Here is a 14007-nt window from a genome sequence, read left to right as displayed (position 1 = left end):
GCGTCACCGGCCCCCCGACTCTGCCGTCAAGCTGTAACGGCAAGGCCTGACTCTACTGTTAATCGCTGCCACGACCTGTCAGCACACCGAATCCTCTGATCGAGATACACAAGTGATCGAAAATCTACGTAACATCGCCATCATTGCTCACGTTGACCACGGTAAAACCACCCTGGTAGACAAACTCTTGCGTCAATCCGGCACCCTGGAGCGCAACGAGCTCAACGACGAGCGCGTGATGGACTCCAACGACCAGGAAAAAGAGCGCGGTATTACCATCCTGGCTAAAAACACCGCTATCAACTGGAACGGCTACCACATCAACATCGTGGATACCCCGGGCCACGCCGACTTCGGCGGCGAAGTAGAACGCGTAATGTCGATGGTTGACTCCGTTCTGCTGCTGGTTGATGCCCAAGACGGCCCTATGCCGCAAACCCGTTTCGTGACCAAGAAGGCGTTCGAAGCCGGCCTGCGTCCGATCGTGTGCATCAACAAGGTTGACCGTCCAGGCGCACGTCCGGACTGGGTTCTGGACCAGATCTTCGACCTGTTCGACAACCTGGGTGCTACCGAAGAGCAACTTGATTTCCAAGTGATCTACGCGTCTGCCCTGAACGGTATTGCCGGTCTGGAACACACCGCCATGGCGGAAGACATGACCCCGCTGTACCAAGCAATCGTTGACCACGTTCCACCGCCGAAGGTTGACCGTGAAGGCGCGTTCCAGATGCAAATCTCCGCACTGGACTACAACAGCTTCCTGGGTGTTATCGGCGTTGGCCGTATCGCTCGTGGTAGCGTCAAGCCGAACACCCCGGTTGTGGCTATCGGTGCCGATGGCAAGAAGCGTAACGGTCGTATCCTGAAGCTGATGGGTCACCACGGTCTGCACCGTATTGACGTTGAAGAAGCTTTCGCAGGCGACATCGTTTGCGTCAGCGGCATGGACTCGCTGTTCATCTCCGACACCCTGTGCCAGCCGGACACTGTCGAGGCGATGAAGCCTCTGACCGTTGACGAGCCAACCGTTTCCATGACTTTCCAGGTAAACGACTCGCCTTTCTGCGGTAAAGAAGGCAAGTTCGTGACTTCCCGTAACATCAAGGAACGTCTGGACAAAGAGCTGCTGTACAACGTTGCTCTGCGCGTTGAAGAAGGCGACTCGGCTGACAAGTTCAAGGTTTCTGGCCGTGGTGAGCTGCACCTCTCGGTACTGATCGAAACCATGCGTCGCGAAGGCTTCGAAATGGGCGTTGGTCGTCCAGAAGTAATCATCCGTACTGTTGACGGCGTGAAGCAGGAACCGTTCGAAAACGTCACCATCGACACCCCGGAAGAATCCCAGGGCAAGGTCATGGAAGAGATGGGCCTGCGTAAGGGCGACCTGACCAACATGGTGCCGGATGGCAAAGGCCGTGTGCGTCTGGAATACAACATCCCTGCTCGTGGTCTGATCGGTTTCCGTAACCAGTTCCTGACCCTGACCAACGGTGCTGGCATCCTGACCTCGATCTTCGATCGCTACGACACCATGAAGTCCGGCGACATGTCCGGCCGTCAGAACGGTGTTCTGGTATCGGTAGAAACTGGCAAGGCGCTGACCTACTCGCTGGAAACTCTGCAGGCGCGTGGCAAGCTGTTCGTTGAACACGGTCAAGAGATCTACAACGGTCAGATCGTTGGTCTGAACAGCCGTGACAACGACATGGGCGTTAACCCAACCAAAGGCAAGAAGCTCGACAACATGCGTGCTTCGGGTAAAGACGAAACCATCGCTCTGGTTCCGCCTGTTCGCTTCACCCTGGAACAGGCTCTGGAATTCATCCAGGACGACGAGCTATGCGAAGTTACGCCTAAGTCGATTCGCCTGCGTAAGAAGATCCTGGACGAAGGCGAGCGTACCCGCGCTGCCAAGAAAGCCAAGAACTGAGTTAACTCAGGCTGAATGAAAAACGCCCCCGGTCGAAAGGCCGGGGGCGTTTTTTTATGCCTGCAGTTTTGGTGGTGACTGTACTGGCCTCATCGTGGGCAAGTCCCCTCCCACCTTTGAATGTGCTCACAGATCAAAATGTGGGAGGGGGCTTGCCCCCGATGGGGCCCTTGAGAGCCACACTAAACCCGGATCAGAACTTGTCGAGGGTCTTGAATTTGGTCTCGCGCACCACTTCTTTCGGCTTGTACGCACAATACCCCGGCCGCGGTCCGATTTTCGGGTGGTTGCGGCAGGTATCCGGGCGCTTGTCATAAATAGTGCAGAAGCGCGTCTTACGATCCAGGTACAGGCAATCGTTGTTGCTCATGCGCTGCAGGGTAAAAATCTCGGATTTGGAGTTGTAGCGCTCGACGATGCCTTCTTTCTGCAAGCGCTTGGCGATGTTCTTCGGCGGGTCGCCGCGCTCGAACTCATCGACGATGCCAATGCGGATCAGGTCCTTGATCTTCACCTCAACCGGCAGCGTGCAGCAGCTGGACACGCAGCCACCGCACATGTGGGCGGAATATTTCTGCCAAGTCTCGAGACGGTCGAGTTCCGCGGCGGCGATCAGTTGAGGCTTCATCAGGGTTCCAAGGTGGGGCGCTATCTGGGCGCGCGATCATACCGGGATTGGTGGTTTTTTGAACAATATTTTGCAGGTTTCAGCTCAAAGGTGTGAGTACGGGTCAATCGGGCACGACCCCTGCATCAATTTCCCGCAAAGCTGAATGAGTTAAAAAACTGCCGAACCAGCACGTCTACCGTCTGTCAGACCGACTAGGCTCTAGCAACTCCTTCAATCTCGCCAGAGGTCGCACCGATGTCTCAGGAACCGCTTGCACGAGAAGCAGAGGTAGCCGCATTCCGCGATGCTGTCTTGACCAAACTCACTTACGCGGTGGGTAAAGACCCCGACCATGCCTTCGACCACGACTGGTTTGAAGCCATTGCACTGGCCGCGCGCGACCAGATGGTTGACCACTGGATGGACCATACACGGCGCATTTACCGCAAAGGCCAGAAGCGGGTTTATTACCTCTCCCTGGAATTCCTTATCGGCCGGCTGCTCTATGACAGCCTGAGCAACCTCGGTGTGCTGGAAATCGCGCGCGAAGCACTGTCCGAACTGGGTGTCGACCTGGAACGCATCCGCCTGCTGGAGCCTGATGCGGCGCTCGGCAATGGTGGCTTGGGCCGTTTGGCGGCGTGCTTTATGGAAAGCATGTCGACCTTGGGCATTGCTGGCCACGGGTATGGCATCCGCTATGAGCACGGCTTGTTCCGCCAGGCGATTGTTGACGGCTGGCAGCAGGAGCAGACCGAGCGCTGGCTGGACTTTGGTAACCCGTGGGAATTCGAACGGGCCGAAGTGATCTACCCGATCGGCTTTGGCGGCAGCGTCGAGACCCTGCCGGACGCCTCCGGCAAGATGATTCAGGTGTGGACGCCCAGCGAAACCGTGCGCGCGGTTGCGTATGACACCCCGGTGGTCGGCTGGCGCGGCGCCAGTGTGAACACCCTGCGCCTGTGGCGTGCACGCGCCGTTGAAGACCTGCACCTGGAGCGTTTCAATGCCGGTGACCATTTGGGCGCCGTCGCCGAAGTCGCCCGCGCCGAAAGCATCTCCCGAGTGCTGTATCCGGCCGACAGCACCGAAGCAGGGCAAGAATTGCGCTTGCGCCAGGAGTACTTCTTCGTCGCCGCCTCCTTGCAAGACTTGATTCGCCGCCACAAGAACATGCACGGCTCGGTATTGAGCCTGGGCGAGCACGCCGCCATCCAGCTAAACGACACTCACCCCTCGATTGCCGTGGCAGAGTTGATGCGCCAACTGGTGGACCTGCACGACATCCCGTGGGAAGCCGCGTGGGATGTGACGGTTGAAACCCTTTCCTACACCAACCACACCTTATTGCCCGAGGCGTTGGAAACCTGGCCGGTAGGCCTGATGGAGCGCATGCTGCCCCGGCATATGCAGATCATCTACCTGATCAACGCCCAGCACATCGACTCGCTGCGCGCCAAAGGCATTCACGACTTTGACGTTCTGCGCGCCGTGTCACTGATCGAAGAAGACAACGGCCGCCGCGTGCGCATGGGCAACCTGGCGTTCCTGGGCTCGCATAGCGTCAACGGCGTGTCTGGCTTGCACACCCAACTGATGCGCAGCACGGTGTTCTCCGAACTGCACAAGCTGTACCCGGAGCGCATCAACAACAAAACCAACGGCATCACGTTCCGCCGCTGGCTGTATCAGGCTAACCCCAAGCTCACTGACATGCTGGTGGAGGCGCTGGGTCCGGACATTCTCGACTCCATGGAGACCCGTCTGACGGAGCTGGAAACCTTCGCCGAGAAGCAGGCCTTCCGCAAAGCCTTCGCCGATCAGCGCCTGCACAGCAAGCGTGCGCTGGCGGAGATCATTCACGAGCGCTTGGGTATTTCGGTCAACCCGGCGGCGATGTTCGATGTACAGGTCAAACGCATCCACGAATACAAACGCCAACTGCTCAATCTGTTGCACACGGTGGCGTTGTACCAGGCGATCCGTGCCGAGCCCGGCACCGACTGGGTGCCACGGGTGAAGATCTTCGCGGGCAAGGCCGCCGCGAGTTATCACCAGGCCAAATTGATCATCAAGTTGACCAATGACATCGCCCGCACCGTGAACAACGACCCCACCGTGCGCGGTTTGCTCAAGGTGGTGTTCCTGCCCAACTACAACGTCAGCCTGGCGGAAAGCATCATCCCGGCGGCGGACTTGTCGGAGCAGATCTCCACGGCGGGCTTCGAAGCCTCGGGCACCAGTAACATGAAGTTCGGTCTCAACGGCGCACTGACTATCGGCACCATGGATGGCGCCAACGTCGAGATGCACGAGCGCGTCGGCGCCGATCACATGTTTATCTTCGGCCTCAGCGCGCAGCAGGTGGAGGCCCGCAAGCACGCCGGTGAGTTCAACGCCGGGCCGGAAATTGCTGCTTCCCATCGCCTTAACGATGTATTGCAAGCGATCCGGGGCGGAGTGTTCTCGCCGGATGATCCAGGCCGTTATGTGGGGCTGATCGACGGGCTGATCGACTACGACCGCTTCCTGGTATGTGCCGACTTCGATTCCTACTGGGACGCCCAGGCACGGGTCGAGGCGCATTGGCATGATTCCAAGGCGTGGTGGCGTTCAGCGGTACTCAATACCGCGCGTATGGGTTGGTTCTCGTCCGACCGGACAATCCGCGAATACGCCACCGAGATCTGGAAAGCGCTCGACTAAACACCGCGCTACAAAATGTGGGAGGGGGCTTGCTCCCGATGGCAGGGTGTCAGTTTGCAGATATGTCGACTGATACACCGCTATCGGGGGCAAGCCCCCTCCCACATTGGTCCCGCGTCGATATACTAGGCCCCGGTTTGCCCGCTTCGGGCTGCTTAGGGATATCGACCATGCAATGGATCTTCATGCTGATTGGCCTGGTGCTCGGCTGGACACTCGATGAGTCGTTCACCGATGCCGGTTTCGGCGCGCTATTGGGCTTGGGTATTGGCCAGGCGATTCGCCTGTCGAGGTTGTCCGCCCAATCGAATCAGCAAGCTCGTCAGTTGGAGGCCACGCAAAAGGCGCTGATAGCGCTGGGCGAGCGACTGCGGCAACTGGAAGTGCCCGCGCCGACCAGCAGCGTAATTGTCGAAACGCCCATCCCTGAACCCGCACCTGTGGTTGCAAGGCCCGAACTTGTCTGGGAGCTGCCCGTCGAACTGGCGCCTGTCGCCGTGGTGGCCGAGACAAGCCCGCCACTGCCGGATGACGTCTGGGTTGCAGCACCGACGCCAACACCTAAAGAACCTGCGATTCCCCGTGGCCCCAACCTGATCGAGCGCACCGTCATCGGCGCACGCAATTGGCTGTTTGGCGGTAACACTGTGCTGCGCGTGGGCGTGGTGCTGCTGTTCCTCGGCCTGGCCTTTTTGCTGCGCTATGCCACCGAAGGTGTGGTGGTGCCGATCGAACTGCGCTACGCCGGCGTTGCCGCTGCCGCCATTGGCCTGCTGGGCCTGGGCTGGTGGCTACGGCTGCGTAATAGCAATTACGGCCTGATGCTGCAAGGCACTGGTATTGCCGTGTTGTACCTGACGGTGTTTGCCGCGATGCGCTTGCACCCGTTGATCGACCCGAGCGCGGCACTTGGCCTGCTGGTGGCGGTCACGGTGTTCTCGGCGATCCTGGCGATCACCCAGGACGCCCTCGGCCTAGCGTGCGCGGCAGCGCTGGGTGGGTTTGCTGCGCCGATTCTTACATCCACCGGCGCCGGTAACCATGTGGCGCTGTTCAGCTATTTCGCGTTGCTCAACGCTGGCATTCTCGCCATCGCCTGGTTCAAGGCCTGGCGCTTGCTCAACCTGATCGGGTTTGTCGGCACCTTCGGCATCGGATTCGCCTGGGGCATGCGTTCCTACACACCGGAACTGCTGTGGAGCACCGAGCCGTTTCTGATTGTGTTTTTCCTGATGTACTTGGCCATCGGCCTGTTGTTCGCCCGACGTAAGCTGCAAGAGATGGGCGCTGCGCCCGAAGAGCGTAATGCGCTGCTGCGCTGGTCGGCGGCCAAGGGCGATTATGTCGATGGCAGCATGCTGTTCGGCCCACCGCTGGTGGGCTTCGGCTTGCAGTTCGCCTTGGTGCAGCACCTGGAATTTGCCGCTGCGTTCAGTGCGCTGGGCTTAGGGCTTATCTACATGGGCCTGGCGCGGTTGCTGAGTGGCGGGCGCGCCTTGCTGCTGGCGGAGACCTGCCTGGCGCTGGGTGTGATCTTTGCCAGCCTGGCGATTCCGCTGGGCCTCGATGCGCGTTGGACCGCTGCGGCGTGGGCGGTGGAAGGCGCGGGGATCTTCTGGCTTGGCTTGCGCCAGCAGCGGCCATTGGCGCGCGCATTTGGCCTGTTGTTGCAGTTGGGGTCGGCGCTGGCGTTCCTCAGCGAGCTGCGCATAGGCGAACTGACCTTGCTCGACGGTGCGCCGCTGGGCGCGCTGTTGCTGGGTGCGGCGCTGTTGTTCAGCTTCGATCAGTTGCGCAAGGCATCGACCGAACAGGCGGCGGACTGGGAGCGCAAAGGCCTGCCCGGACTGGCGTGCCTGGGCCTGACTTTTTTGTACCTGCTCGCGCCCTTGCTGCTACTGACCCAAGGCACGGCCATCAGTTGGGCAATCGCAGGGCTAGTAACGCTGTTTATCGGCCTGCGCATCGGCTCGCGCACCTTCCTGTTCACCGCCTTCGGTGTGCAATTGCTCGGCGGTGCGTTGTTCCTGTTGCGCTTGCAGGGCGGTGATGGGGCAGCGGTATTCAGTGCCGGGTGGACCGGGTTATTGACCGCCTCGCTGATCGGCTTGGCGTTGGTCGGCGGCATGCTGATGGCTGCGCGCGATGACATGGTGCGCAGCGACGTGCGGCTGCTGCGCGGGCTGTCGGTGGTGCTGCTCGCCGGTTTGGTACTGATCAACCTCGCAGTGCTGTTTGTACTGCCATGGGAAAGCGCCAGCGGCGTGTGGGCGGCCAGCGGTTTGCTGATCATCTGGCTGAGCCTGTACCTGCAACAACGCGTCAGTTTCGTGTTTGGGTTGCTGCTGCAACTGATCGGCGGTGCCTCGTTCCTGTTGGCGGCGCCGCAGTTGCTCGGACCGTTGAACAGCGAGGGCTTGCGCCCCTTGGCGCACAGCGGTTTCTGGACGCCGATGGTGCTGGGTTTGGCCGCGATGGTGAGCGCGTGGCGCTTGCAGCGTGAACCGCATGCGCCGGTGTTTGCCGTGTTGAAGCTGCAACGCTTGTCCGACCTGCTGCTGGTATGGGGCGCGGCCTGGTGGACGCTGGCGCTGATCGGTGACGTGTTGCGGTTTACCCCGCAGGCGCTGCAGGGGCCGTTTTGGCTCGGGATCGCGGCGATTAGCGTGGCGATCTGGGCCGTGCTGGCCGAACGTTTGCGCTGGGCATCGCTGGGCATGCTGTGCGCCTTGCTGATGCCAGCGGCAGGCGTGGTGTTGCTGGTGTCTGTCCATGACGACTACCACCCGGCGGCGCAGTACGGCTGGCTGGCTTGGTTGGCGGTGTTCGTTGTGCATTTCCTCTCGCTGCGCCGTTTGGCTGCGCGGGTGCCGGGCAACGTGTTGAGCATCGCTCACGTGCTCGGCTGCTGGATGTTGATCGGCGTGCTGGCGCTGGAGCTGCGTTACGGCCTGCTGTTGCTGTCGAGCGAGTACAACGCCTGGCGCTGGTTGGGTTGGGCGATTCTGCCAAGCCTGTACTTGGTGCTGGCGGCTGCGCCGCGCAGTTGGCCATGGCCGGTGTCGGCGTATCCGCGTGAATACCGCGTGCTGGCCGCGTTGCCGCTGGCGGTATTGATGCTCGGCTGGTTCTGGCTGGCGAATATTTTCAGCGACGGCACCGCTGAACCGCTGCCATACATGCCGCTGCTTAACCCGCTGGACCTGGGCCTGCTGTTCGCATTGCTGGGTATTTACCTGTGGTCGCGCAGTGTTGCGCCGCAGCGTGGGCCGCGTGCCGAGCTAGTCGCCCAAGGTGTTGCGGGGGCTTCGCTGTTTGCCTTCTTCACCGCCTTGGTGATGCGCACTGCCCACCATTGGGCGGGCGTGCCGTTCCAGCTGGATGTGTTGCTGGCGTCCATGTTGGTCCAGGCCGGCCTGTCGATTGTGTGGACCCTGATTGCCCTCGGCCTGATGATCGGCGGCCACCTGCGCCATCGTCGCGAAGTGTGGTTGATCGGCGCCGCATTGATTGCGCTGGTGGTCGCCAAGCTGTTCTTTGTCGAGCTGAGTAACCGTGGCGGCCTGGCGCGGATCGTGTCGTTTATCGGCGTGGGCGGGCTGTTGCTGGTGGTGGGCTACTTCGCCCCGCTGCCGCCCAAGCGTGCCGAGCCTGTGTTGGAAACTGAAGGAGCATCCTCTTGATCGGTAAGTTGAGCGTAATCGCGGTGGGCTTGTGCACGACGTTGTCGGTATGGGCGCAGGAAACGCCTGCCGACTTCACCACACAGGTGCCGTTGGCGGTGAGTGGCAACGGCCCCTGGTATCGTTTGGAACTGCCATTGGCGGTGCAATTGAGCGCACGCCAGGCTGATCTGAGCGATGTGCGGGTGTTCAACGCCGCCGGTGAGCCCCAAGCCTACGCGCTGTCGCGTCAATCGGCGCAGCGTACTGAAAGCCGCGATGTGGCTGACGTGAAGTGGTTCCCGCTGTACGCCGCCGACACCCGTGAGAGCGTGCCAGACGTGGTGATGAAATCCACCGCCGAAGGCACGTTGTTGGAAGTCCGCCCAGCCAAGGCGGGCAAAGAAGTGCTGCGTGGCTGGGTGTTGGACGCCAGCGCGATCAAGGCGCCCTTGCAGCAACTGAGCCTGGACTGGAGCCGCGAGCAGGATGGCTTCCAGCGTTTCAGCATTGAAGCCAGTGATGACTTGCAGCACTGGCAATCCTGGGGCGATGGTCAGGTGGCGCGCTTGTCGTTTGCCGACGAGCGTGTCGAGCAGCATGACGTGAGTTTGCCGGGCCAGTCGGCGCGTTACCTGCGCCTGGTGTGGCAAGGCCAAGTCGCGCCGACGCTGACCTCGGCCAAGCTTGTGAGCGCCACCCGCAGCAGCCTGCCGATGCCGTTGGTGTGGTCGCAACCGTTGTCGGGAATGCGGCTCAAGGCTGGGGAATACAGCTGGCAGTTGCCGACTGGGCTGAATGTTGAGCGCTTGCGTATCGAGTTGAAACAGCCGAACACCCTGGCGCCGGTCACCTTGGCGGGGCGCCGTGAAGCCAAGCAAGCCTGGCAGCCGCTGAGCAAGGGCTTGCTGTACCGCTTGACCCAAAACGACCAAGACGTGGTGCAGGACGAGTTGCAACTGCCGGGCGTTACCGTCGGCGAGCTCAAATTGCAGGTAGATGAGCGCGGCGGTGGCCTGGGCGTCGAGGCGCCAGCCGTGCGCTTTGCCATGCGCGCCACGCAATTGGTGTTCCTGGCGCGGGGTGAGCCACCGTTCACCTTGGCGTTGGGCAATGGCTCGGTCAAGGCGGCGAACCTGCCGCTGTCGACCCTGATCCCTGACTACAGCGCCGAACGTCTCAAGACGTTAGGCCAGGCCAGCGTTGCGGGAGAGGTGGTGGTCAAAACCGCCGCCGTCGCCGCATCGCCCGAAGCAGGCACCGACTGGAAGAAACTCGGCCTGTGGGCCGTGCTCCTGTTGGGTGTGGCGGCGCTGGGGGCGATGGCCTACAGTTTGTTGCGCCAACCTGCGGCCAAACCGTGAACTCTATTGGAGTTAAATCCTCTGATTAGAGGAAATACGCCCCGACTCGCGTTAAACTGCGCGGGTTTTTAAGCCCCCCATTCTCCGGAGCCTTCCATGTCCCGCGTTACCCTGAGTCGCTATTTGATCGAGCAGACCCGCAGCAACAACACGCCTGCCGATCTGCGCTTCCTTATCGAAGTGGTGGCGCGTGCTTGCAAGGAAATCAGCCACGCCGTGTCCAAAGGGGCACTGGGTGGTGTCCTGGGCAGCATGGGCACTGAAAACGTCCAAGGCGAAGTGCAGAAGAAGCTCGACGTGATCTCCAACGAGATCCTGCTCGAAGCCAACGAATGGGGCGGTCACCTGGCCGGCATGGCGTCCGAAGAAATGGACAATGCCTACCAGATCCCGGGCAAGTACCCCAAAGGCGCCTACCTGTTGGTGTTCGACCCACTGGACGGTTCGTCCAACATCGATATCAACGCACCGGTCGGCACCATCTTCTCGGTTCTGCGTTGCCCGAACGAATACCTGAGCCAGAACGAAGCCCTGAACGAAAAGGCCTTCTTGCAGCCCGGCACCGAGCAGGTCGCTGCCGGTTATGCGATCTACGGCCCACAGACCATGCTGGTGCTGACCCTGGGCGACGGCGTCAAAGGCTTTACCCTGGACCGTGAAATGGGCAGCTTTGTACTGACCCACGAAGACATCACCATTCCTGCATCCACCCAGGAATTTGCAATCAACATGTCCAACCAGCGTCACTGGGAAGAGCCGGTTACTCGCTACGTCGGCGAGTTGATGGCCGGTGAGGAAGGCCCTCTGAAGAAGAACTTCAACATGCGTTGGGTCGCGGCGATGGTGGCTGACGTACACCGTATCCTGACCCGTGGTGGCCTGTTCATGTACCCACGTGACAGCCGCGAGCCGTCCAAGCCAGGCAAACTGCGCCTGATGTACGAAGCCAACCCGATGTCGTTCCTGGTTGAGCAAGCAGGCGGGGCGTCCACCGACGGCCATCAGCGTATCCTCGACATTCAGCCCGAAGGCCTGCACCAGCGTGTGGCCGTGTTCCTGGGTTCGAAGGAAGAAGTTGAGCGTGTGACCGGTTACCACAAGAAGTAACCCGCGGCGATAAGTTATCCGCCATATTGTGAGGCTGTTCACTCTTAAAGAAGCCCCGAAACGTTTCAGCGTTTTCGGGGCTTTTTTGTTTTTGCACATCGGGAACCAGACACCTCTTTTTCCTTCTAAGCTTCTGGCAGATACCCAAGCTGCTTCGTCCCTCCAGGAGTTTTTCCATGTCGTTACGCCGTCTCGCCCTGCTGGCTTTTTGTGTGCTATTGGCCGCTTGCAGCAAGGTCAACCAAGAAAATTACGCGAAGTTGTCGGCTGGCATGGCCAAGGCTGAGGTGGAGTCGCTGCTGGGCAAGCCGACCGACTGTTCCGGCGCACTGGGCATGTCCAGTTGTACCTGGGGCGATAAAAACAGCTTTATCAGCGTTCAATATGCCGGTGACAAAGTTCTGATGTTTTCCGGGCAAGGCCTGAAGTAAACCGGGGCGCGAGCCTACGGGAGAAGAAGAATGATGCGTTTTGTTTTGTGCCTTTGTGCCAGCCTGTTTTTGGCGGGCTGCGCCAGCCATTCTGGCGATGATCTGCAACCCAAGACAGCGAGCAACGTCAACCTCAAGCGTTACCAGGGCACCTGGTATGAGTTGGCCCGATTACCGATGTACTTCCAGCGCAACTGCGCGCAGTCCGAAGCCCGCTACACTTTGCTGCCTGATGGCGACATGTCGGTGTTCAACCGCTGCCTGACACCTGAGTGGAAGTGGCAGGAAGCCAAGGGCACGGCCACGCCGCAAGTCCCTGGAAAGACTGACAAACTCTGGGTGGAATTTAATAACTGGTTCACGGCGCTGCTGCCGGGCGTCGCCAAGGGCGATTACTGGGTGCTGTACGTCAGCGACGACTACAAGACTGCCCTCGTCGGCAGCCCGAGCCGGCGCTACATGTGGATCTTGTCGCGCACTCCTACGGTGAGCGCCGACACCCGCGAAGACCTGCTGAGCCGGGCGCGGCAGCAAGGGTATGACACCACGCGATTGATCTGGCGTACGTCGGACAAGCAGATGGCGAAGACTTCGCAGTAACTCTGGACCATCGCCGATCAAAATGTGGGAGCGGGCTTGCTCGCGAATACGGAGTGTCAGTCGACAGATGTGATGACTGATACACCGCATTCGCGAGCAAGCCCGCTCCCACATTTGTTTTGCATTGTTTGTTAGCCCAGCATATCCCTCAGGACTTGCGTGAAGGCGCGGCTGCTTTCCTCTTCACCGGCATGATGCCCGTCCCGCACCACCCACTTCCCGTTCACCAGCACATCGCGCACTTGCCGATCACCACCGGCGAACAGCCAGCGATTGAGAATGCCGTCCTCCGTCGCCGTTGCCAGGTACGGGTCGTTGCCATCCAGCACGATCCAATCCGCACGCTTACCCACTTCCAAACGACCAATCGGTTGGCCCAGCGCCTGGGCGCCGCCGTCCAACGCGGCATCAAACAGCGTGCGGCCGACCATTGGCTGATCACTGCGGTACAAGCGGTTGCGCCGCTGGTCACGCAGGCGCTGGCCGTATTCCAGCCAACGTAACTCTTCCACCACGCTAAGCGACACATGGCTGTCGGAGCCAATGCCCATGCGCCCGCCTTGGGCGAGGAAGTCCACGGCCGGGAAAATGCCGTCGCCCAAGTTGGCCTCTGTGGTCAGGCACAAACCGGCAATCGCGCGGCTCTTGGCCATGCGCGCCACTTCGTCAGCATCCGCGTGAGTGGCGTGCACCAGGCACCAGCGCTCATCGACCTGAACATTGTCATACAGCCATTGCAGCGGGCGTTTGCCACTCCAGGCCAGGCAGTCATCGACTTCTTTTTGCTGCTCGGCGATGTGAATATGCACCGGGCAAACCTTGTCGCTGGCGGCCAGCACGTCATTGATTTGCTGCGGCGTGACGGCGCGCAACGAGTGGAAGCACAGGCCCAACTGCTGCGCCGGTTGTGCGGCAAGTATCGGCTTGAGGCGTGCTTGCAGGTCCAGATAGTTTTCGGTGCTGTTGATAAAGCGCCGCTGACCTTCGTTTGGCGTCTGGCCACCGAACCCGGAATGGGTGTAGAGCACCGGCATCAGCGTCAGACCAATCCCACTGCTGGCGGCCGCCTGGCTGATCTGCCGTGACAGCTCTGCGCGGTCGGCATACGGCTGGCCGCTGACGTCGTGATGCACGTAGTGAAACTCGGCCACCGAGGTGTAACCGGCCTTGAGCATCTCGATGTATAGCTGGCGGGCGATGACCTGCAGTTGCTCCGGGCTGATCTTGCCGACCATGCGGTACATCAAATCGCGCCAGGTCCAGAAGCTGTCATTCGGGTTGCCGGCCACTTCGGCCAAACCTGCCATTGCGCGCTGGAATGCATGGGAATGCAGGTTCGGCATGCCCGCCAACACCGGGCCTCTAAGCCGTTCGGCGGCGTCTGCACTGGCATTGGGCTCAACGTGGGTCAGCACGCCCTCGGCGCTGACTTCAAAGCGTACATCGTTGGCCCATCCATTAGGCAGCAGCGCGCGTTCGGCAAAGAAAGCGGACATGATCAAGGCACTCCGGTCGTGTGTTTATTTGTATATACATATACAGACGTTTGCCTGCTCGGTAAACTCCGGCAATCTATGCATCTTTTCCCCCTGCA

General features: G+C 60.5%; 9 protein-coding genes. 7 read left to right on the top strand and 2 right to left on the bottom strand.

Annotated elements, in window-relative coordinates:
- The first annotated feature begins 112 nt into the window (after nt 1-112).
- Nucleotides 113-1933 carry a translational GTPase TypA gene (typA, locus tag FW764_RS09625; protein WP_053253905.1) on the top strand — a complete coding sequence of 607 codons (1821 nt, stop codon included), beginning with the start codon at nt 113-115 and terminating at the stop codon, nt 1931-1933.
- A 193-nt stretch (nt 1934-2126) separates the two neighbouring features.
- Here the strand turns inward: typA and FW764_RS09620 are convergent, their stop codons facing one another.
- Complete coding sequence (locus FW764_RS09620; RefSeq protein WP_003171132.1) at nt 2127-2561, bottom strand: YkgJ family cysteine cluster protein; 435 nt, start codon at nt 2559-2561, stop codon at nt 2127-2129.
- A 237-nt stretch (nt 2562-2798) separates the two neighbouring features.
- Here FW764_RS09620 and FW764_RS09615 point away from each other — a divergent pair, with 237 nt between their 5' ends.
- The 6 genes from FW764_RS09615 (at nt 2799) to FW764_RS09590 (ending at nt 12413) form a co-directional block, all read left to right on the top strand.
- On the top strand, nt 2799-5249 hold the full coding sequence (locus tag FW764_RS09615; RefSeq protein ID WP_446433722.1) for a glycogen/starch/alpha-glucan phosphorylase: 2451 nt from the start codon (nt 2799-2801) through the stop codon (nt 5247-5249).
- Nucleotides 5250-5419: 170 nt separating this feature from the next.
- On the top strand, nt 5420-8932 hold the full coding sequence (locus FW764_RS09610) for a DUF2339 domain-containing protein (protein WP_446433721.1): 3513 nt from the start codon (nt 5420-5422) through the stop codon (nt 8930-8932).
- The gene (locus FW764_RS09605) at nt 8932-10275 is read left to right on the top strand and encodes a DUF3999 domain-containing protein (RefSeq protein ID WP_446433815.1); all 1344 of its coding nucleotides are present in this window, start codon (nt 8932-8934) and stop codon (nt 10273-10275) included. The genes FW764_RS09610 and FW764_RS09605 overlap by 1 nt, the downstream gene beginning before the upstream one ends.
- A gap of 96 nt (nt 10276-10371) precedes the next feature.
- The gene (locus tag FW764_RS09600; protein ID WP_053253909.1) at nt 10372-11382 is read left to right on the top strand and encodes a class 1 fructose-bisphosphatase; all 1011 of its coding nucleotides are present in this window, start codon (nt 10372-10374) and stop codon (nt 11380-11382) included.
- Between the two features lie 176 nt (nt 11383-11558).
- Nucleotides 11559-11813 (top strand): hypothetical protein, encoded by a 255-nt coding sequence (locus FW764_RS09595; protein ID WP_017849914.1) that lies wholly within the window; start codon nt 11559-11561, stop codon nt 11811-11813.
- Between the two features lie 30 nt (nt 11814-11843).
- Nucleotides 11844-12413 carry a lipocalin family protein gene (locus FW764_RS09590; RefSeq protein ID WP_446433720.1) on the top strand — a complete coding sequence of 190 codons (570 nt, stop codon included), beginning with the start codon at nt 11844-11846 and terminating at the stop codon, nt 12411-12413.
- Nucleotides 12414-12544: 131 nt separating this feature from the next.
- Here the strand turns inward: FW764_RS09590 and FW764_RS09585 are convergent, their stop codons facing one another.
- A complete protein-coding gene (locus tag FW764_RS09585) occupies nt 12545-13909 on the bottom strand; it encodes a formimidoylglutamate deiminase (protein ID WP_446433719.1) in 1365 nt (454 codons plus the stop codon).
- Nucleotides 13910-14007: the final 98 nt, after the last annotated feature.

The organism is Pseudomonas sp. 1152_12 (genome assembly GCF_052850675.1).
Note: the sequence above shows the minus strand (reverse complement) of the source record. Positions and strands in the feature narration are given on the sequence as shown.

Coding starts and splice junctions, on each gene's coding strand:
- FW764_RS09595 (WP_017849914.1), top strand. CDS start 11,559: ATGTCGTTACGCCGTCTCGCCCTGCTGGCTTTTTGTGTGCTATTGGCC.
- FW764_RS09620 (WP_003171132.1), bottom strand. CDS start 2,561: ATGAAGCCTCAACTGATCGCCGCCGCGGAACTCGACCGTCTCGAGACT.
- FW764_RS09600 (WP_053253909.1), top strand. CDS start 10,372: ATGTCCCGCGTTACCCTGAGTCGCTATTTGATCGAGCAGACCCGCAGC.
- FW764_RS09590 (WP_446433720.1), top strand. CDS start 11,844: ATGATGCGTTTTGTTTTGTGCCTTTGTGCCAGCCTGTTTTTGGCGGGC.
- FW764_RS09615 (WP_446433722.1), top strand. CDS start 2,799: ATGTCTCAGGAACCGCTTGCACGAGAAGCAGAGGTAGCCGCATTCCGC.
- FW764_RS09585 (WP_446433719.1), bottom strand. CDS start 13,909: ATGTCCGCTTTCTTTGCCGAACGCGCGCTGCTGCCTAATGGATGGGCC.
- FW764_RS09610 (WP_446433721.1), top strand. CDS start 5,420: ATGCAATGGATCTTCATGCTGATTGGCCTGGTGCTCGGCTGGACACTC.